This is a genomic window from Robiginitalea myxolifaciens (genome assembly GCF_900115205.1).
GTDB lineage: Bacteria > Bacteroidota > Bacteroidia > Flavobacteriales > Flavobacteriaceae > Robiginitalea > Robiginitalea myxolifaciens.
Genome location: NZ_FOYQ01000001.1, coordinates 1,743,973 through 1,763,953 on the forward strand (window position 1 = coordinate 1,743,973; position 19,981 = coordinate 1,763,953).

20 protein-coding genes are annotated in these 19,981 nt (G+C 50.2%); 7 read left to right on the forward strand and 13 right to left on the reverse strand.

Translation table 11 applies throughout. From position 1 onward, the window contains the following. Positions 1–11 precede the first annotated feature (11 nt). Positions 12–1,058 (reverse strand): metallophosphoesterase family protein, encoded by a 1,047-nt coding sequence (locus BM318_RS07650; protein ID WP_245759767.1) that lies wholly within the window; start codon positions 1,056–1,058, stop codon positions 12–14. 42 nt (positions 1,059–1,100) lie between these two features. Between BM318_RS07650 and BM318_RS07655 the strand changes: the two genes are divergently transcribed. Both BM318_RS07655 and BM318_RS07660 read left to right on the forward strand, forming a co-directional pair. Beyond that, on the forward strand, positions 1,101–2,126 hold the full coding sequence (locus tag BM318_RS07655) for a formylglycine-generating enzyme family protein (RefSeq protein WP_092981917.1): 1,026 nt from the start codon (positions 1,101–1,103) through the stop codon (positions 2,124–2,126). Between the two features lie 42 nt (positions 2,127–2,168). Further along, a complete protein-coding gene (locus tag BM318_RS07660) occupies positions 2,169–2,978 on the forward strand; it encodes an NIPSNAP family protein (protein WP_092981918.1) in 810 nt (269 codons plus the stop codon). Between the two features lie 7 nt (positions 2,979–2,985). Here BM318_RS07660 and BM318_RS07665 read toward each other — a convergent pair whose 3' ends face one another. Continuing rightward, a complete protein-coding gene (locus BM318_RS07665; RefSeq protein WP_092981919.1) occupies positions 2,986–4,227 on the reverse strand; it encodes an aminotransferase class V-fold PLP-dependent enzyme in 1,242 nt (413 codons plus the stop codon). 79 nt (positions 4,228–4,306) lie between these two features. Next, the gene (gene rpiA / locus BM318_RS07670; protein ID WP_092981920.1) at positions 4,307–4,990 is read right to left on the reverse strand and encodes a ribose-5-phosphate isomerase RpiA; all 684 of its coding nucleotides are present in this window, start codon (positions 4,988–4,990) and stop codon (positions 4,307–4,309) included. A gap of 40 nt (positions 4,991–5,030) precedes the next feature. Between rpiA and BM318_RS07675 the strand changes: the two genes are divergently transcribed. Continuing rightward, positions 5,031–5,774: an HAD family hydrolase gene (locus BM318_RS07675; protein WP_092981921.1), complete on the forward strand. Its 744-nt coding sequence runs from the start codon at positions 5,031–5,033 to the stop codon at positions 5,772–5,774. Here the strand turns inward: BM318_RS07675 and galK are convergent. After that, positions 5,743–6,861 (reverse strand): galactokinase, encoded by a 1,119-nt coding sequence (gene galK, locus BM318_RS07680; RefSeq protein WP_092981922.1) that lies wholly within the window; start codon positions 6,859–6,861, stop codon positions 5,743–5,745. The genes BM318_RS07675 and galK overlap by 32 nt on opposite strands. A gap of 104 nt (positions 6,862–6,965) precedes the next feature. Here galK and BM318_RS07685 point away from each other — a divergent pair, with 104 nt between their 5' ends. Next, positions 6,966–7,919 (forward strand): hydroxypyruvate isomerase family protein, encoded by a 954-nt coding sequence (locus BM318_RS07685; protein WP_092982119.1) that lies wholly within the window; start codon positions 6,966–6,968, stop codon positions 7,917–7,919. A 27-nt stretch (positions 7,920–7,946) separates the two neighbouring features. Here the strand turns inward: BM318_RS07685 and BM318_RS07690 are convergent, their stop codons facing one another. The 3 genes from BM318_RS07690 to BM318_RS07700 form a co-directional block, all read right to left on the reverse strand. After that, positions 7,947–8,237 (reverse strand): hypothetical protein, encoded by a 291-nt coding sequence (locus BM318_RS07690; RefSeq protein ID WP_092981923.1) that lies wholly within the window; start codon positions 8,235–8,237, stop codon positions 7,947–7,949. 116 nt (positions 8,238–8,353) lie between these two features. Continuing rightward, the gene (gene pckA, locus BM318_RS07695; protein ID WP_394333328.1) at positions 8,354–9,988 is read right to left on the reverse strand and encodes a phosphoenolpyruvate carboxykinase (ATP); all 1,635 of its coding nucleotides are present in this window, start codon (positions 9,986–9,988) and stop codon (positions 8,354–8,356) included. Positions 9,989–9,998: 10 nt separating this feature from the next. Beyond that, positions 9,999–10,790, reverse strand: a complete 792-nt coding sequence (locus BM318_RS07700; protein ID WP_092982121.1) for a universal stress protein — start codon at positions 10,788–10,790, stop codon at positions 9,999–10,001. 159 nt (positions 10,791–10,949) lie between these two features. On the opposite strand from BM318_RS07700, the gene BM318_RS07705 reads away from it, so the two are divergent. Continuing rightward, complete coding sequence (locus tag BM318_RS07705) at positions 10,950–11,675, forward strand: energy transducer TonB (protein WP_092981924.1); 726 nt, start codon at positions 10,950–10,952, stop codon at positions 11,673–11,675. Between the two features lie 69 nt (positions 11,676–11,744). On the opposite strand, the gene BM318_RS07710 is transcribed toward BM318_RS07705, so the two are convergent. Further along, a complete protein-coding gene (locus tag BM318_RS07710) occupies positions 11,745–12,899 on the reverse strand; it encodes a succinylglutamate desuccinylase/aspartoacylase family protein (protein WP_177218271.1) in 1,155 nt (384 codons plus the stop codon). Continuing rightward, positions 12,899–14,746, reverse strand: coding sequence for a CBS domain-containing protein (locus BM318_RS07715; protein WP_092981926.1), 1,848 nt, complete (start codon positions 14,744–14,746; stop codon positions 12,899–12,901). Before BM318_RS07715 ends, BM318_RS07710 begins: the two co-directional genes overlap by 1 nt. Positions 14,747–14,890: 144 nt before the next feature. Here BM318_RS07715 and hemN point away from each other — a divergent pair, with 144 nt between their 5' ends. After that, positions 14,891–16,249 (forward strand): oxygen-independent coproporphyrinogen III oxidase, encoded by a 1,359-nt coding sequence (gene hemN, locus BM318_RS07720; RefSeq protein ID WP_092981927.1) that lies wholly within the window; start codon positions 14,891–14,893, stop codon positions 16,247–16,249. An 18-nt stretch (positions 16,250–16,267) separates the two neighbouring features. Next, the gene (locus tag BM318_RS07725) at positions 16,268–17,098 is read left to right on the forward strand and encodes a universal stress protein (RefSeq protein WP_092981928.1); all 831 of its coding nucleotides are present in this window, start codon (positions 16,268–16,270) and stop codon (positions 17,096–17,098) included. Between the two features lie 9 nt (positions 17,099–17,107). Here the strand turns inward: BM318_RS07725 and BM318_RS07730 are convergent, their stop codons facing one another. Genes BM318_RS07730 through ccoG form a run of 4 tightly spaced genes read right to left on the reverse strand, consistent with a single transcriptional unit; the run spans position 17,108 to position 19,980 of the window. Continuing rightward, complete coding sequence (locus BM318_RS07730; protein WP_092981929.1) at positions 17,108–17,380, reverse strand: heavy-metal-associated domain-containing protein; 273 nt, start codon at positions 17,378–17,380, stop codon at positions 17,108–17,110. Positions 17,381–17,389: 9 nt separating this feature from the next. Next, positions 17,390–18,097, reverse strand: a complete 708-nt coding sequence (locus BM318_RS07735; RefSeq protein WP_092981930.1) for a sulfite exporter TauE/SafE family protein — start codon at positions 18,095–18,097, stop codon at positions 17,390–17,392. Positions 18,098–18,112: 15 nt separating this feature from the next. Further along, complete coding sequence (locus BM318_RS07740) at positions 18,113–18,559, reverse strand: FixH family protein (protein ID WP_092981931.1); 447 nt, start codon at positions 18,557–18,559, stop codon at positions 18,113–18,115. A gap of 5 nt (positions 18,560–18,564) precedes the next feature. Next, positions 18,565–19,980 (reverse strand): cytochrome c oxidase accessory protein CcoG, encoded by a 1,416-nt coding sequence (gene ccoG, locus BM318_RS07745; RefSeq protein WP_092981932.1) that lies wholly within the window; start codon positions 19,978–19,980, stop codon positions 18,565–18,567. Position 19,981 lies beyond the last annotated feature (1 nt).

Here is a 19,981-nt window from a genome sequence, read left to right on the forward strand (position 1 = left end):
CACCCTGAATTTTATTCCATTTTCGGATCGATTGCCGGATTAATACGCCCGTCCGATTCCAGGATTCCGTCCATTTTTATATGAAGGATTTCAGGCTTTTCGGCCATACGTACCAGGGTAATGTGGTCGATGGCGGTGGAGTCATTTGGCCGTTGGCTTCCCCCTGTTGTCCCCAGGATCATATATTCCATGCCGTGACGCTCCCGGTGGGAGAGGCGGTGAAAGTGACCATTGAAGACCGTGTAGTTCCTTCCGGCCAGAGCCGTTTCCAGCGGTTCTAACGGGATATCTTCACGCTGCAGGATGTCCCCATCGTCATTGAGCCATAGCGGTTTATGCATGAGCAGGAAGGTCCAGCGTACATCCTGATTTTGGGTGAGTACCTCTTTGAAGTATGCGATTTGCTCTTCGCTCATGCCCCCAAGGTTGCGCTCGGGCATAAAGCGATAGGTAGAAGTGGCATAGTCGCCTTCCATCAGGCCGTCTAGAATCCGGATTGCCGTATCCCTTGCCTGGTAGATTTCTTCCATTCGCTTTTCGGTGTAATCCTCCGAGTCGAGCATCAGGAAAAGGACATCATCGTAGCGAAAATGATAGAAGCGTGGGCCAAAACGACCCTCCCAGAATTCCCGCATGGTCTTGTTGGTGAGGTCGTGGTTTCCACCTACGTAGAAAAAAGGCATATGCAGCGCACGCGCCCGTTGGTCAAAGAAATCCCACTCCCGTTTGAGTTGGTCCGTATCCGTAGTACCCCCGTCGATAAGATCTCCCACGCTCAGGACAAAAGTTGGATCGAGGTGGTTGAGCTGGGCTACCGCCTTACTAAAAATATGGGGTCGCTCGCCGCCATTCAGGTCGGAAATGATGGCGAAGGTAAAATCGGTTTCGGTCTCCTCGAAATGATCGTGGGTCCAGGGGAGTACTTCCCCGGTAAGCTCGTGGGTAAAGCGCGTGGTCTCCTGAGGTGCTTCCCGGGTATATTTGCAGGAAGTGAGCAGGATTAAAATAAGGAGTACACGAGAAAGCGGTTGGTATTTCATAAGATCAAGATAGCTCAATTTTAAGTATTTTGGATCAGAATCTGATCTATGCCCGCTCCAATGCCTGTGATTTTACGCCCCCTGGTTTTACTGATTTTATTTTGCGTAACGGGATGTAGACCGCAAGGGGAGGAGGTCGCGGATATGGAGGAGATGGTCCTGATTCCGGGGGGAACCTTTACAATGGGCGGAAAAAGCCCGCAGGCCGATCCGGATGAACTTCCCAGGAGGCAGGTTCAGGTAGCCGATTTCCTGATGGATAAAACGGAAGTAACCAACGCTCAGTTTTTAGAGTTTGTGGAGGCTACGGGATACATAACAGTGGCGGAGCGCGATGTCGATTGGGATGAGCTTCGCAAGCAAGTTCCACCCGGAACGCCGAAACCCCCGGATTCTGTATTGCGTGCGGGTTCCCTGGTATTCGTGCCAACTACAGGCCCTGTAGACCTTCGGGACTACAGCCAGTGGTGGGCCTGGACCATCGGGGCAAACTGGAGACACCCGGAAGGCCCCGGTTCGGACCTGGAAAACCGGATGGACCATCCCGTAGTGCATATTGCCCTTCAAGATGCCCGGGCTTATGCGGAATGGGCGGGCAAACGCCTCCCAACCGAAGCAGAGTGGGAGTGGGCAGCCATGGGCGGTCTGGACGACCCGAAATATCCCTGGGGGAACGAATCTATTGCCAATGCGACCGGTAAAGCCAATTTCTGGCAGGGAAACTTTCCCTATCAGAACAGTGTGGCCGACGGCTATCCGCGCACGGCTCCTGTTCAGAGTTATCCGCCCAATGGTTACGGGCTTTATGATATGGCCGGCAATGTCTGGGAGTGGTGTCAGGATAAGTATCGGGCCGATGCCTACAGACAGAAGTCATCAACAGCTGTTTTGGTAAACCCCCAGGGTCCGGCAAGGGCCTACGACCCCCTGGAACCCTATGCCGAAAAATACGTAATCCGTGGAGGATCTTTTTTATGTAGTGAAAGCTATTGCAGTGGGTATCGCGTTGCCCGCCGTATGCGTTCGACCCCGGATTCCTCCTTTGGCCATACAGGCTTTCGCTGTGTCCGCGATCCCGGTCCCTAGATTTTTCATACTTTGTAGGGTAATCTTCTCGAATTCTCCGACATGAAAGTTTCCAAGTACACCAAGGCTTCGTTTCTCCTGGCACTCTTTTTACTGCTGGTCCTGAGTTGCAAACAGGAAAAAAAGGCCGATGAAGCCCTTGAGGAAGAAGAAATGGCTGCGGCCCTTCCGGAAGCCAGCTTCTTTGAAATGCGTACCTACTACTGCGCCCCGGGACGACTGGATGCGCTGCAAACCAGGTTTCGCGATCATACCATGAAGCTCTTTGAGAAACACGGGATGACGAATTTGGCGTATTGGATACCTGTGGAGAACCCGGATAATAAGTTGGTTTACATTATTGGATATCCCAATGAAGAATCTCGGGATGCCATCTGGAATTCCTTTGCCGAAGATCCGGATTGGAAACAGGTTTGGGAAGCTTCTACCGCCGACGGGCCCATCGTGGATTCGGTTGAGCAGGTCTTTTTGCGGTATACGGATTATTCCCCCAAGATCGTTGCCGGCGATGGGGGACCCAGAGTCTTTTCCCAGCGCACCTATTTCACTCCTGAAGGTAAATTACCCAATCTGCACGCGCGTTTCCGGGATCATACTCTTAAGATTTTCGAGAACAACGGAATGACCAACGTGGCCTATTTTGATTTGGACGACCGGCATGAAATGGGAGATCGCACCCTGATCTATTTTATCACATTTCCCGATACCACGGCGCGAAGCACAAGTTGGGCCACCTTCCTGGAGGACCCGGATTGGTTGGAGGCCCGGGCCAATTCTATCGCCGATGGCCCCATCCTCGATTCCCTGAAGTTTGAGTTGTTTACCGCAACGGACTTTTCGCCTCTGAAATAAGTGAGTACTATCCCAGAGCCGATTCCAACCCTGCGATCAATTGCTGTATTTCGGCTGGGGAGGTATAGTGCACAAAGGATAAGCGGATAACTCCTGGATCACGGGGGATATCCATATCGATTAGCGGTCTGACGGCATAAAAATGCCCGTATCCAGCCATGATCTGGTTTTTGGTAAGTCCGTCATATACGGTTTTCAAATCTTTTTTAAGCGGGAGGAAGGAGACGATTGGAGCCCGATTCTCCAGTGACGAAGGACCTATTATCCTCAGGTCCTTACGCGAACCCAGAAACTCCAGTAGCGGCGCCAGAAGTTCCATTTCATGACCTCGAAATAAGTCGTTCAACAGCTCTCGTTTTTGGTTTGCCTCAGCCTGACCGGGCTTTGCAGTATCCCTGTGGTGTTCATAAACAGCATCCCAGTAATGGGCCATCCCCGCCGCTGCCGCTACCTGCGCATGATCCGGTCCGGCAGGGGTTAAGCGGTGCCGCGGACTTCCATCTTTGAAGAAATGACTTTGGTTGGCCATTTGAAGATTGAGCTCATGACGAACGTACATGACCCCAAGATGCGGTCCAAAGGTTTTATAGGAGGAGAACAAATAAATGTCCGCACCGAGTGACTTGAAATCCGGGATTTCATGGGGCGCCCATCCTACACCGTCTACTACACATAATGCGTCGTGATAATGTGCCAGGGAGGCAATTTTACCAACTGGGTTTACGTGGCCGATGACATTAGAGCAATGGGGAAAGGCTACCATCCGGGTACGTTTGGAGAAAAGCTTACTGAGGTCCTCTATGGGCAAAACTCCGGTTTGCTTGTCTACGTGCCATTCCACGATTTTGATCCCGGTAGCTTCCAGGCGCCTCCAGGCACCAGCGTTGGCTTCATGATCCTGGCAGCTTACAATGATTTCGTCCCCTTCATTCCACATCGACCGCAAAGCGTGGGAGAGCACATAGGCATTCTGGGTGGTGGAAGGACCGAAATGAATCTCCAGCGGATCGGCTCCCAGGTAAGAAGCCATAGACGCATAGGCCTCATCCATCTGCTCACCGGCCTTAATGGAGGCCGGATAGGGATAGTAAGGCTGTACTTTGTGGTGCGTGTAAAAATGATGCAAGCGGTCTACCACCTGTTGACACGGATAAGACCCTCCGGCATTTTCAAAAAAGGCCCAACCCTTGAGGTCAGGGTCTCGAAACGCGGGGAATTGGGATCGGATGAAACTGAGATCAAGTGCCATGGTTAGGGGTTTTTTCAAAGTAAACAGATTGTAAAAAGATAAGAAAAACAACCCAGTTGCCCCGAGCCCGTCAGCAGGGTTATTTCGGATTCTCCAGGATTCCAGCCCCAGTCAGGTTGCCGACGATGAGCACATCGACATAATCCAGGAATAACCCGGTTTCCACGATACCCGGAATAGCTAGTAATCGCGAGTTGAGCCTTTGGTAATCCGAGAACCCACGGATATCTGCGTCGAGGATTGCATTGCCCTCATCAGTTTTGAAAGGAGCGCCATTTTGCAACCGTAACTGCGGGTTCAAGTCTATTTGTTGTAGCTGAATAACTACGCTTTCCAAAGCGAAGGGTACGACTTCCAGGGGAAGTGGAAAAGCCCCCAGTTCATGCACCTGTTTCCCCTGATCCACAATAAAAATATTGCGCTTCGCACTTTGGGCCAGGATCTTTTCCCGAAGGAGTGCGCCACCCCCGCCTTTGATCATATTAAACTGCGGATCCACTTCATCGGCACCATCGATGTTCAGGTCAAGGACAGGGGATTCTTGCAGCGAACTAAGGGGAATACCCAGTTCTTGAGCCAGCTGGGCCGATTGATCGGATGAAGGTACCCCGGTGATGTCGAAGCCCTGGGCGACCTGCTCCCCCAGCAAACGAATCAGTTCAGCGGCTGTAGATCCCGTCCCCAGACCGAGGATCATCCCGGGTTCGACGTACTTCAGGGCGGCCTTCGCGGCTTGTTGTTTGGCCTGGGTGGTGTGATCCATTTACTTACCTTTAGCAGAGGTCCTAAAATATCCAATTTAAATGATACGAGCAGTGATTTTTGATCTGGATGGTACCCTGATCCAGACCGAAGTACTCAAGGCTGAGTCGTACGCCCGAGCCATGTTCACGCTAACAGCTGGCCATGTTCCCAAAGAACAGACGATGGGGGTGTTTGATCGTTTTGTAGGCCTATCCCGGCAGGAGGTGGTCCATGGACTTGCAACGCACTTTCGAAGTGAGCTCCAGGCCGCTCTCGGGGAATCCAATATGGCCACCTTGGGGGAAGCACTCATTGAGAAACGGCTGGAGATTTACCACGGCATTCTGGACAATGAGGAGCTGCTGTCCCGGCATTTTTGCTCAAATACCCTCGGCTTGTTCCACCGGCTTGGTCAGGAAGGGAAGACCCGGGTTCTGGCGACCATGTCGCATTTACCGGAAGCCAGGAAGGTAACTACGGCCATGGGCATTTTCGGAGACTTTGATTTGATCTGTACCCGGGACGACGTGGAAAACGGGAAACCGGCTCCGGATATCTATCTGAAAGTACAGGAGCATTTTGGTCTTAAAACGGAAGAATTCCTGGTAATCGAGGATTCTGTAAATGGGATCAAAGCAGCACAAAATGCGGGGATGCCTGTTTTTGCGGTTACCAATGCAATTACCCGGAAATCTGTTCACGATTGCAAATTGCTCCCATCCGAATTCGTGGTCGACGACCTGACCCAATTGGAAGCCCGGGTAATTGCCTTCATAACAAACGGGTCCCTGCAGAAGGAGTAGCTTCAAACCAGTTTAAATCTAGACTAAAACGATTTTTATAGGCCGCTGCAGCCCTGGAGACAAAGGCTTCGATGGCTTCCTGGTGGATCAGGTTCAGGGTACATCCTCCAAATCCTCCCCCCATCATACGGGCACCGGCAATACATTTGTTGTTACGAGTGAGATCCACAAGAAAATCCAATTCCGGACAGCTTACCTCATATCGGGTACTCAGGCCTTCATGACTCTGATACATCAAGGCTCCGAATTCCTCCAGGTCGTTCTCCCGAAGGGCTTGCACGGCCCTACGCACCCGTTCAATTTCTGCCACTACGAAAGTGGCACGCTTGTACTGGTTCGGCGATAACAGCTGCTGGGCTGCTTCGATTTGCGCCCGGGTTAAGGCGCGATAACTGGGGGGTGATTCGTAGTAATCCGAAAGCAAGGTAAGTGCAGTGGCACTTTCTTCCCGCCTGCTATTGTAGCCACTGGACGCCAGGTTATGCGAAACATTCGAATTCAGCAGCAGTAGTTTGTAGGACCCGAAAGCAGCAGGCACATATTCGAATTCCAGACTTTTACAATCCAGCAGCATGCAATGCCCTGATTTACCCATTACCGAGGCAAATTGATCCATAATCCCGCATGCCGTGCCTACAAAATTATGTTCGGCATCCTGGCCAATATGGATGAGGTCCCAGGGGCTGAGGCCCAGATCAAAGAGTTCATTCAGGCCAAAGGCAAGTCCGCTTTCCAGGGCCGCGGAAGAGCTCACCCCGGATCCCACCGGGATTTCGCTGTGCAGGGTACAGCTAAAACCCCGCAGGCCATCGGATCGTTTCCGGATTTCACTTAGGACCCCCAGAATATATTGGTGCCAGCCCGCACCGCCCTTTTCAAGTTGGTCCAAATCCCCACTAAAGGTACTCCCGAAGTCCTCGCTGGTGACTGTAAACGAGGTGTCATCTCCGTTGGCCGTCATGGTGAGGTATATACAGCGGTCAATTGCCGCAGGCAGTACCCATCCGTCGTTGTAGTCTATATGCTCCCCAATAAGGTTGATCCTTCCCGGGGCAGCTACCCGAATTGTTCTGGACTTATTCGCCATGGGGTTTTGGTTTGCAAGCCGAAAATTACAAAATCCGGGCTTCCGCCACGGGTACGTTTGGTTTTGATTATCTTTTGGGACGAAACATATTTTGTCGGGAACCTATGGAACGAAGAAAATTTATTCAGAATAACGTGATGGCCTCAGCCGCTTTGGGACTGGCCGGTTTGGGGACGGCCCAGGCAGCCGCAGCTGTAAATGGAGCTTCCCGGGAGGAAAACCTGAAGCCTTCCCTGTCCAAAACAGATTTTAAGTTGAAATACGCACCGCACCTGGGGATGTTCCGGCATTCGGCAGGGGAAGACCCACTGGATCAGTTAAATTTTATGGCCGATCGGGGGTTTACCGCGTTCGAGGATAATGAAATCAAAGGGCGAACAACTGCTTTGCAGGAGTCTATGGCTAAAGTGATGGCCGACCGCGGGATTGTCATGGGGGTCTTCGTAGCCCATGAAATTTACTGGACCGAACCCAACCTGGCCAGTGGGGATGCGGCTTTACGAGAAAAATTCCTGAAGGAAATAGCGGAATCCGTGGAGGTGGCCAAACGGGTCAATGCCAAATGGATGACCGTTGTCCCGGGCCATGTAGATTTGAGACTCAATATGGCCTATCAGACGGCTAATGTGGTCGAATCCCTGAAACGCGCTTGTGAAATACTGGAACCCCATGGACTCGTCATGGTACTCGAACCCCTGAATTTCAGGAACCACCCCGGCTTGTTCCTGGCCGAAAGCCCGCAGGCCTATCAAATATGCAAGGCCGTAAACAGCCCCTCCTGCAAGATCTTATTTGACATCTACCACCAGCAGATTCAGGAAGGGAATCTAATTCCGAATATTGAAGCATGTTGGGAAGAAATCGCCTATTTCCAGATCGGTGACAATCCGGGAAGGAACGAACCAACAACCGGGGAAATCAATTATGCCAATGTTTTCAAGTTTATCCATTCCAAAGGCTATCAGGGAATTCTGGGAATGGAACACGGGAACAGCCGGCCCGATAAAGCCGGGGAGGAGGCAGTAATTGAGGCCTACCAAAAAGTGGACACCTGGTAGGAATGTAATACCTTCCTCCCGGCTATTTTAGAGCTGCAGTAAATAGGCGCCCAGGATAATTGCGAGATTAACCAGGGTGCTGACCACCAAAAGGCGATAGATCATAGTAGGCTTTTGCACCGTAAGTATGGCGGCGTTATGCGCACTACAAACCGCAACGGTCAGCAGGACAATGCCCATTTGCAACAATCCGTTACCAAAACTCAGGGTCATCATAATGGCGAATGCCCCGAGGCATGTGGAAAGCAGGATACCCATGGAAGAATATCCGGCGATATTTCGTGTGAAATCGTTTTTGATATTGGTTAAAGCACTCATAGCTCAATGATTTAATTACGCTTAATTACTGATCCAAAAATAGGGCCACGGCTATGGGGATTCTATGACATTTGTCAGCTCCCGCAGTATAGCCGTGGCCTTAATTATTTACTGGTTTATATGTGATCTTCCAGTTCGTGGTGGGAATCGATCAGCGGTCCGCCGTTGATGATTTCCTGCGAAGCCTCCCGGGCAAACTTGTCAAAGTTCAGGTGGAAGGAGTGCGCCAATTGTATAGCCTTACTGATATAGGCACCTTTTTGGAGCCAGGTATTCATGGGATCCAGCATTTCAGTCGGTACCCCGGGACAGTATTTAGGCATGTGCAATCCAAAAATCGGGTGCGCCTGATATTCGACATTGTCGAGTTCATCATTCAGGATGGCACTGATCATGGCTCGGGTGTACTTCAGTTTAATCCGCGATCCTACCCCGTAAGGTCCGCCGCTCCAACCGGTATTGATCAGCCAGACCCGGGCTCCGGATTCTTTCATTTTATCGCTTAGCATTTCCGCGTAAATGGTGGGATGCAGGGGCATAAATGGCTCCCCGAAACAAGCCGAGAAGGAGGGAACAGGCTCATTAATGCCTGCTTCCGTACCCGCCACCTTGGCGGTATAGCCGGAAATAAAGTGGTATGCCGCCTGTCCGGGAGTCAGTTTAGATACGGGAGGTAGTACCCCAAACGCATCACAGGTCAGGAAAAAGATGTTCCTGGGATTCCCGGCCCGGGAGGGCACCTGAATGTTATCGATATGTTCAATCGGGTAGCTTACCCGGGTATTCTGGGTAATACTGCTGTCGAAAAAGTCAACTTCCCCGGTGCCAGGTTTAAAGACAACGTTCTCGAGGAGGGCGCCGGGTTTAATTGCCCGGTAAATATCGGGTTCGGATTCTTCGGTCAGATCGATGACCTTGGCATAACATCCCCCTTCGAAATTGAAGATCTGGTTATCCGCCGTCCATCCGTGTTCGTCGTCTCCGATGAGTTTGCGATCCGGGTCTGCGGAGAGGGTAGTCTTCCCGGTTCCGGAGAGTCCAAAAAAGATGGCTGTATCCCCGTCCTGACCTACATTGGCGCTGCAATGCATGGGCAATACATTCTTTTCAGTGGGGAGGATGAGGTTCAGGGCTGAAAAGATACCCTTCTTCATTTCTCCTGTATAGGCAGAACCGCCTACCAGCGCCACTTTTTCGGTGAAATTTAAGATGGAAAAATTACCGGCAATGATTCCGAATTCTTCCGGATTTTCCGGCTGGTATCCGGGGGCACAGAGCACGAGCCATTCCTCTTCGAAATTAGCCAGCTCCTCCTCAGAAAGCCTCAGAAACATGTTCTTGATAAAGAAATTGGACCAGGGATATTCGGTAATCACCCGAACATTCATCTGATACCTCGGGTCGGCACATACTGCAGCATCCCGGACATATACAGTTTTATCTGAGAGATAGTTAATGACTTCCTTATGTAAAGCCTGAAAATGCTCCGTACTGATGGGTTTATTGATGCGTCCCCACCATACCAGGTCGCGGGTATAATCGTCCCGGACCAAAAAGCGGTCTTTGGGAGAGCGACCGGTGAATTTTCCGGTATTTATCGCAAGGGTTCCTTCTGAGGTTTCCACCCCCATTCCCAAATCCAGGGTAATTCGCTGTAATTCTTCTCCGCTGAGGTTCCAATGGGCATCGGCATTGCCCAATCCGTATTTTTCCAATGATCTCATCGTTGTTTTCAAAGTTTTCATATTCATTATTTATGCGTTAATCAAGGCTTAAGATTGGCACCCGTGAATGCAGGGTCAGCAATTTTGTCAAGCGTCCGTCGGAAGGTTCCGTTTTGCGAGCATGGTTCCTGGGGATAATGACAAGCAGGTCTATATTCTTATCTTCCAGGTAGTTGTATATGCCCTGCTCAACATCCTGGTTTTTCTCGAAACTGTGCTCCACATAGAAGTTTTCCAGATAGTACTCCAGGGAATCCTCGTTGGAGGCCACCTCAACTTTTTCTGCATAGACCGATTCGGCGTAAATGGTCAGGACGTGTACTTTGGCATTGAAGCTGCGGGCCACTGCCAGGAGGAAATCCAGTACGCTAGCATCCTCTATTTCCTCTTTCCCCAGTACCAGAGCGATTTCTTCCGGCCGCTTGGACTCACTGCCCATAGGGACTGAAATAACCGGGCACTCTGCTTCCAGGACCAGGTTGGAGGTATTGGTTACGTGCTGATCCAGACTGGTATCGCCCATGGTCCCCATAATGATCAAATCGGCTTCGGATTCCGTCTGAAGCTCCAGCAGGGCGCTTGGTAGCGCTCCCTCGGTTACCCGGAGTGCCGGTGAAATCATAGGTTTCTTATTAAGGTCTGCTACAATATTCCTAAAGGAGGTTTGGGTCTCTTGTAATTCGTATTCGGAAACCGGTTTTGAACTGAGGTAAACTGCAGTAATGGCAATGGGTTTATCGTAGCCAGCAAATTCCAGGGCATAGTCCAGGGCATTGATGGCGGCCTCGGTGAAATCGAAAGGAATCAGGATCTTATTTATGGTCTTCATGGCGAAGGATTTTAATGGATTAATACCCCAAATGTAGGTGCTGAAAACAGTATAAAACATGATGATTGTCAGTTTGTTACCAAAGAATCAAACCTGATTTATATCATATTTTTTACGTGGGGATCGCTTTACATTTAAGAGAATTTAATCCAGAAGATCATGGAACTAAAGAAGAACCCTCAGGCAGATTTAAATAGGAATAGCCGACTCTATTTTTTGATCGGGCTTGCCCTTGTATTATTTACCACTTGGCGCCTCCTGGAGCACAAGACCTATGATACCGTAAAGACTTACGATACCAGTTTCAACATGGAAGAGGTACTATTGGAGGAGGTCCCACAGACCCAGACGGTGAACACCCCGCCACCCCCAGCTCCACCAACGGCACCAGCAGTTATCGAAATCGTGGATAACCTGGAGGAAGTGGAGGAATCCATAATAGAAAGTACCGAGAGTAGTCAGGATATGGCCGTCGAAGAAGTGGTTTACCGCCCCGACGATATCGAGGTAGAGGAAGTGGAAGAAGATGTAACCGTTCCCTTCGCCGTTATTGAAAATGTACCGGTGTTTCCCGGATGTGAAGGATTGAGTTCAGAAGCTGAGCGCAAGGCTTGTTTTAATCAAAAAATGCAGGAACACGTTCAGAAGCAATTCAAGTATCCGGCTACCGCTCTTGAACTCGGTATCTCTGGAAAAGTCTTTGTGCTGTTTTCCATAAACTCCGACGGGTATGTTACCAACATTAAAACCCGCGGCCCGGATAAATTACTGGAGGAAGAGTCTGTGCGAATAATCACAGCGCTTCCCAAGATGAAACCTGGCATACAGCGCGGAATTCCTGTAAAAGTGGGATACAGCATCCCGATTACTTTTAAATTGGAATAAATAGTTTCAGGATGTGAACCTCTTGGGATAATTCTTTGAGCCCCGGACGATATTTTCGTTCGGGGTTTTTTAGTACCAGGGGGCTGCTGCATAGGACTTTGTTCGCGCATTGCGTTCCCGGCTGCGAAGTAACAGATGGTCGGCATCTTGCTTACGAGCCCGATATCCCAATAAATGGAAGAAGGATTTGGCCATAAACCGCGCGATTCGCGTATTGGCCAATAGCGTGGTCCGCTCCTTATCGGCCCAGTCGATTCCGGGTAACCGGGTTAGCAGACCATCCATCCGGGACCAACGCAGGTACTTGGATAACAGGAGGAAGAATCCGGGTATTTTACGGATAAAATAATACGCTTCGTGACCCTTCTTCTGATAAAGCGGCATAAAGATCTGCCTGGCTTTTTTAGTCGTGACCAGGCCGTTGGAATCCGTAGCGAAAGTGGTGCCTCTTGGAATCCATTGAAAGTTCTCAAAATTGGGTTGCATTTTAAAATATTCCCCCTCCGTCAGGAGGCGCTGGAAGTAGATTTCATAAAAGGTTTTACGAGCTTTTCCCTGGTTCCATATGTCGTTGCGCAAACTGCGCTGGATAGCCGCATCCAGTTTTAAAAAGCCGGTGATAGCCAGGGTAAACCAAATAAAATGACGGGCATTTTCAATAGCCTCCGGAGCCTCGTGTTGCCCGGATTCAAACCCGATAGAAACATATCCCTTATCGTTTAGGTAACTGAGCAAGGCCCCCCCCAGGTACTCTTCAATCCCAAGGATAGTGGGCAGGGGGTAGTTGCGGGTAAACCTGCGGTTGAGCAGGGTATCATTCATTATTACGAAAGGCTCGGTTGGTCCTGAGGTCGTATGCAGGTCAAAGAAGTAGAAGGGGGGATTGCAATTTTCGAAAATCAGGTGGATTTCCCGCAGCAATTCCAATAGCTCCAATTCCTCCTTGCTGGAAACGGCACCTGTACTGAGTAATTGCTCCAACCGCTCGTGGTGCCAAATACGGTTCAGGTCTTCCTCGTGGTAGCGGATATTTTTCTCCAGCGCATTCAAGTTCCCCGCCAGGGCTATAAAATTGCCATGGAAAGAATCCTCCCGGGCACTCAAACGGTCACTAACCTCCTGGAGGGCGGTAACACCTGCCGGTTCATTGCCGTGCAGTCCTGCAAAGAAAACAAGGGTCGGTCCTGGTTTTTCACCAGTAATGCGTGCTAAAATTCGCTCCACTAACTCAGATCCCTTTTGCTTAGTATTCCAATAAGCACTCCCTGGGAACAAACCGGCAGGCAACCGATTTGATGGGTGTCGATTAGCCTGCGCACTTCCTCCAGCGTTGTTTCCGGGCTAACCGAAACGGGATTTTCTATCATCACTTCGCCTACAGTGGTTGTGGAAAAGGAATAGGAATCCCGCAAATCTTCGAGCATGCTCCAACTGAGTAATCCGACCAGCTCCCCATTTTTATTTTCAATGGGCAGGTGATGGATGTCGTTCCATTGCATTAAGGCTTCGGCCATATTCAGAAAATCTTCCGGTGCGGCTTTGATCAAACGGGTAGACATCAGGTCTTTGATCTGCATCCCCTGCTCACCGAGAGCTGTGGATGTTATTTCAGGCCATTCCTGAAGGGATTTGCCCGTGGTTTGGTTCTCGATCATCGCCCGTGTTAACGCTTTCAGGGCCGGGCCCGTTTTGGTTTCGGACAGCAGCTTGCGGTAGTTGCGGATTTGCCACTGGTCGGGACTACTACCACTGAGGCGCTTTTCGATAATTCCCAGATAATGCTCCCGGTCTGCATCGGAAATTCCACGTTTCTGCAATCCCAAATGCGCAATAGGCAGCAGGTGATTCCTGAGCAACTTTTTGGCTGGCATCAATTCTCCACACCAGGAAAAGAGTGATTCTTTACCGTAGCGGGCCGCCTTGATAAAATTGGACTTGGCAGCTTTGAAATCCATTTGGCTGGCCATATCGTCGAATTTAGCTGGTCTGCCTGCCATCAATCCAATCCAAAAGGCAAAATTCGCCACCTGGTCCGGGATACTCGGGCCTGCTGGGATATAGCGATTTTCAATACGTAAATGTGGCTTTCCTCCACCTACCCCGTAACAGGGTCTGTTCCAACGGTAAACGGTGCCGTTATGCAGCCTCAGGGCATCCAGGCCAGGAGCTTCGCCCGCTCCTATTTGCTCCAGGGATCCGGTTGCAATGTCCTTAGTGAGCAGGATATTGTGCGTAGAAATGCTCCTTTTGAAGATGTCGGCAAGGGTCCCGGTTTCCCACTGCTCCCCGAAACCTACCCGCGGACTTTGATCGACCAGGGCATACGAGGATTTACGGGTATCCAGGCTTTGCTGAAAAAGTGCGATCCGCGTTTCCTTCCACAATTCCCGACCCATAAGCAGGGGGGAATTACAGCTTACGGAAAGGACCGGGCCAGAAATAGCCTGGGCCCAGTTGTAGCTCGCGATGAAATCTTTGGAAGGAATCTGAAGGTGAAGTTGGAAGCTGGTATTGCACGCCTCGAACATAACCGTATCATGATCGAGGAAGAATTCGTCGGCTCCCCGGATTTTCAGGCTAAAATCACCGCCCTTATCGGACTTCAGCCGATTGTTGAGTGCAAAGTACCTGGGGATCGGGGTCAGGAAATCCTGACCTACTTCCCGCTTCCCAATGGTGGGCAGGATTCCTGCAAGCAAGGGAGCGGTCTTGAGCATGGCGGCCTTTTTGCGAACCACTGCCATATTGCTTTTCAGCAGGGATTCGGTTTTGGACAGGCATTCCCCGGTAAAGGCCAGGGGATCCAGATTCAACTCAATATTATAGGACGCCAATTCCGTAGTGAAATGGTCATCGCCGAGCATGTCGAGTAGTTCCATATTAACCGGTGCCGGTTGAAAGTTGGAATCGACCAGACATATTTCCTGCTCTGCGCCAATACGCACGACATCGTCTTCGAACAGGCCGTTTTCGAGTAAATACTCCAGGGCGTGAACATCGTCCAGCAGGTGGCGTACGAATTCCCGTTTGTCGTCAAGTGAGGTTTTCTCGTGCAATAGTTTTTCGCCCATAACGCAAGTACTTTGAACAAAACTAAAGACACCAAGCGGCTGAAAATATGATTTTTATCAGATAAGGAAAGCGCGCTACCCCCTGACATTTATCATATTTTAAACAGGGTTTCCAGACTAGCTTTGATCTGAAAAAAACAACCTATGTGCAGTCTGACCCAAAAATATAATGTTGCCGGACCCAGGTATACGAGTTATCCCACAGTACCCTATTGGAACGAGGAATCTTTTTCATCGAAACAATGGCAGTTTTCGGTCAGGAAAAGCTACGACGAATCGCGGGAGGAAGGTATTAGTCTCTACATTCATCTGCCTTTCTGCGAAAGTATGTGCACCTTTTGTGGGTGTCATAAGCGTATAACCAGGCGACACGATTTGGAGAAGCCTTATATCCAGTCGGTTCTAAAGGAATGGTCTCTGTACTTGCAGCTGTTGGGCACACGCCCGCTGATTCGCGAGATTCACTTAGGGGGAGGGACACCAACTTTCTTCTCAATGGAGAACCTGAGATTGCTCATCGAAGGGTTGCTCAGAAGGTCCAGGCTGGCTGCGGGCGCTGCTTTGGGATTTGAGGGCCATCCGAATAACACCACCCGTGAACACCTTCAGGGACTGTACGATTTGGGGTTCAGGAAAGTGTGTTTCGGAGTGCAGGATTACAATGAGCAGGTGCAGACGGCTATCAACCGGCACCAGTCCTTTGAGCAGGTGCGTGATGTTACCCAACTTGCGCGGGACATTGGCTATACCTCGGTCGGACACGATATCATTTACGGTTTACCTTTTCAAACCCTTGAGCATGTCAAAAACACCATTGCCCGCACTCAGGAAATCCGTCCGGACCGCATCGCTTTCTACAGCTATGCCCACGTTCCGTGGCGGAAGGGTAACGGCCAGCGCGGCTATAAGGAAGCCAACCTTCCCAGCCCGGCGGACAAGCGCCAACAATATGAACAAGGCAAGGCCCTGTTGACCCAACTCGGCTATCGCGAGATAGGCATGGATCACTTTGCACTGGAGACCGATTCCCTGTACAAAGCCCTGGAAACGGGAACCCTACATCGAAATTTTATGGGATATACCCCCGAGCGTACCCAACTCATGATTGGTCTCGGGGTATCGAGTATCAGTGACAGCGGTTATGCTTTTGCACAGAATGTGAAGAGTGTGGAAGAGTACCAGCACCTGGTCGCCTGTGATATTCTTCCCGTTTATCGCGGACATATCCTCACCGAGGAGGATCGCATAATCAGGCAGCAAATACTAAACTTAATGTGCCAGTTCCGGACAAGCTGGACGGCGCAGGACGCGACGCAAATCGATTTTGAGGGTATCGTTGAAAACCTCTCTGAATTGCGCGCCGATGACCTGCTGACAATGTCCGAAAAGGGCCTGGTGGTAACCGAGGCCGGAAAGCCTTTTATCCGCAATATAAGTATGGCTTTCGATTTACGGCTGCAACGCAAGCAACCGGAAACCCAATTATTCTCAATGACTGTATAACCCCAAAATAAGTGTGTTATGAAATCAATAATAGTACCTGTCGATTTTTCCAATCAGTCCGAAAAAGCGCTCAAGATTGCCGCCGGACTGGCAAAGGCCAATAAGGCCGAGTTGCTTGTGCTGCATATGCTTGAAATTTCCCCGGCGATTATTTCCAGGGGGGAAGAATATGTGCCGCAGGTACAAATGGTTCACCTGATTAAGGCGATTGAGGAAAGGATGGCCGCTTTTTTGGATAAACCCTATTTAAGTGATGTTCATCTTACTCCGGTAATCAAACACTATAAAGTGTTTTCCGAGGTCAATGACCTGGCCGAAAAACACAATGCCGACCTGATTGTAATGGGTTCGCACGGAACGGATGGTTTGGACGAGATTTTTATCGGTTCCAATACCGAACGTGTGATTCGCAATTCCTCCATACCTGTGTTGGTGGTCAAAGGCGACCATCCCGAGGACTATGCGATCGAGCGATTCGTTTTTGCCTGTGATTTCCGGGAGGAAAACATCACCGCAGCGCAACAGGCCAAAGATTTTGCCAATGCCCTTGGCGCTTCTCTTAAGTTGGTCTATATCAACACGCCCGGAGACGGCTTTTTAAGCACTCCTGAGGCCTATGAGAAGATCAATCACTTCCTGGCGAAAGCAAACCTGGGAATTGAAGTGGAAGTCTTTAATGACTACACCGTAGAGCGCGGGGTTATCAATTTTGCGGAATCCTATGGAGCTCACCTGATCGGTATTCCCACCCATGGTCGTAAAGGCCTCTCCCACTTCTTTATGGGAAGTATCGGAGAAGATGTGGCCAATCACAGTGGGATCCCGGTGATTACCTTCAGGATTTCGTAAGAAGTAGCTCTAAGCCTTATCGAGTCGGCCAATGCCACAACTCACGAAGGATTTGGCTTTATCCCTTAGGCTGTTGCTCACTTCGGCCAGCGGATAGCCCAGGCTTTTCAGAATTTTGGGAGCCTGGTCAAGGGCGGCTTCCTCCTGGTGCTCCAGGATTATTTTGCCTTCGGCCGGATCGACCATTACCTCACTAACGCCTTCAAGTTTTTGGAGGCGTTTGCTTATTGTAGTACCGCATCCTCCACATTTCACGTTTTGAACAAAGATCTCAGTTTTCATAGTCACGGTTTAATAACATTCAAAGCTAGTGGAAATCGCCTGGACTGGTGCCGGATCCGCAGGAGAAATATAGGGTATGCCCAGACCCAGTCCGCGTAGGATAAAAAACAATCCCAGCACAACCACTATGGCCGGGATCCATCGGTTCAGGTTGAATTTGAGTTTGTTCCCCATCAGCGACCTCGAGAAAATTACTCCTGTCATCATAGGAACGGTTCCCAGTCCAAAGACAGTCATATAGAGTCCTCCCTCCAGCGGGTTGCCCATGGCAACAGCGCCCAAAATAGCCATGTAAACCAGGCCGCAGGGCAAAAGTCCATTGAGGATACCCAGGGAAAGATACGTATCCGGGGTCTTCTTCTGAAGCGCTTTACCCAGACCGGACTTTACCTTGCCAACGAACGTATAGAGGAATCGCGCCGGGCCAAACCGGGACAGGTATTTCCCCGGCAGGAGTACCAGCAGGATCATCAATACCCCGATTCCTATGGAGAGTTTCTGCTGTACCCCAAATAGTTGCAATCCCCGACCAACCAGGCCAAATGCTATCCCCATTAGGGCATAGGAAAATAATCTTCCCGCCTGATACAGGGTTACCAGGAGTAGTTTTTTAGGCATGCGTTCCTGACCGAGGGGTAGCATAAAGGCAATAGGCCCGCACATGCCGAGGCAGTGCAGGCTTCCCAATAGTCCCAGTATCAGTGCAGCGAGTAGCATGGTTAGGGTATACGCTTAATAGATTAATTTTTCTTTCTGTAGGAATTGCTTCCCCTGATATGCCCATTCGATGGTAATATCCCAGCGGCCCTCCAGTAATTTTGAGGCGGGAATCAGCAATTCGGCGCTTTCTAACTGCAGCGGGATTTCCACATCCAGCCGCCTGTTTGAAGGGCGATACAGCCCAATAGTACCGTTGATATCCTCGGGCTTAAACCCATCCGGGAACGCGACGAGCAGCCCTTCTTCGGTTTTCGTAAACGCCAAGGAGGCGTCGTTGTCCAAAACGGATCGCTGTGCGTCGATCTCCTTTTGATAGCCCAGTTCCTTCTTATAATAGGATTCGGTGACCAATTCATGGTTTGCACGTTCATCGGTGCTCACCCGGATCACGAAATACAGGATAAAGGCGATAAAACCTATAAAGGCCAATACGATTGCGGTTCCCCAATTGATTTTCATAAGCTTTAGTTATAGCTGCGCGGCGCGAGGAATTGGGTGGTGGTGGTTTCGATGAGTTCATCGCCACTATAAACTCCTATTTTGAGTTTATCCTTGTCCCCGGTTAAGGCGGCATTGTTTATTTCTATAAATAAGGTGCCTTCGGCAAGATCCTGCGCCGGCACTTCAAAATAATCCTGGGAAACCATGGTAATAGTCCCCTTATGTGAGAGCAGCTTAAAATTCACCTGCTCTACCGGATCTACGGTCTTATTGACCAGTTTGTAAGTATATACATTGCTGATCACGTTGTTTTCTTTCCGCTCGTACAATTGTCCGGGAAGTCGGAGGATGTTGGCCTCGAGTTCATTTCTGAGGAACAACATCCCTACCAGTAGTCCGGTCAGGATGGTAAGTACAGCGGCATAACCTTTCATTCGGGAGGTAACCCGGAACTTTTGCTTGGTGTTGATCTCGTGTTCGCTGGCATATCGGATGAGTCCTTTGGGCCTGTTAATCTTCTCCATAATAGTATCGCACTCATCGATACAGGCGGTACAGTTTACACATTCCAGCTGGGTACCATTTCGGATATCAATTCCCGTGGGGCAAACATGAACACATTGGAAGCAGTCGATGCAGTCGCCATGACCCAGGGCTTCGCGATCCTCATTTTTGCGGAACTTTTTTCGGCCGTTGGGTCCTTCCCCGCGCTTATGGTCATAGGCTACCACAATGGATTTGTCGTCTAGCAGCACGCCTTGTAACCGGCCATAAGGACAAGCGATAATGCAGACCTGTTCCCGGAACCACGCAAAGACAAAGTAGAACACCGCTGTAAAAATCAACAGGGGGATGATTGTCCCCGTATGGGCTGCAGGACCGTCCTGGATGTAACCGATCAGTTTATCGCTGCCGATGAGGTAGGCTAGGAAAATGTTGGCGATCAGAAAAGAAATCAGCAGAAAGACGCCCCACTTCAGCGTCCGCTTCCAAATTTTCCTGAAATTCCAGGGGGATTTATCCAGTCGTATCTGTGCCCCGCGGTCGCCGTCGATCCAATATTCGATCCGCCGGAAGACCATTTCCATGAAAATGGTCTGGGGGCACATCCACCCGCAAAAGATCCTTCCAAAGCCCACGGTGAACAGGGCAACGAAGACTACACCAATGATCATGGCGATCACCACCAGGTGAAAATCCTGGGGCCAGAAGGGAAATCCGAAAATATTAAACCGACGCTCCAGGACATTGAAGAGCAGGAATTGATTTCCCCCGACCTTGATGAATGGGGCAGAAAATAGAAAAGCCAACAGGGCATAGCTCACCCATTTGCGGTAGTTGTAGTAGCGACCACTTGGCTTTTTTGGGAACATCCAGGCCCGCTTCCCTTCTTTGGAAATGGTGCCAATGGAATCCCTGAAATTTTCTTCCCCGTCCATG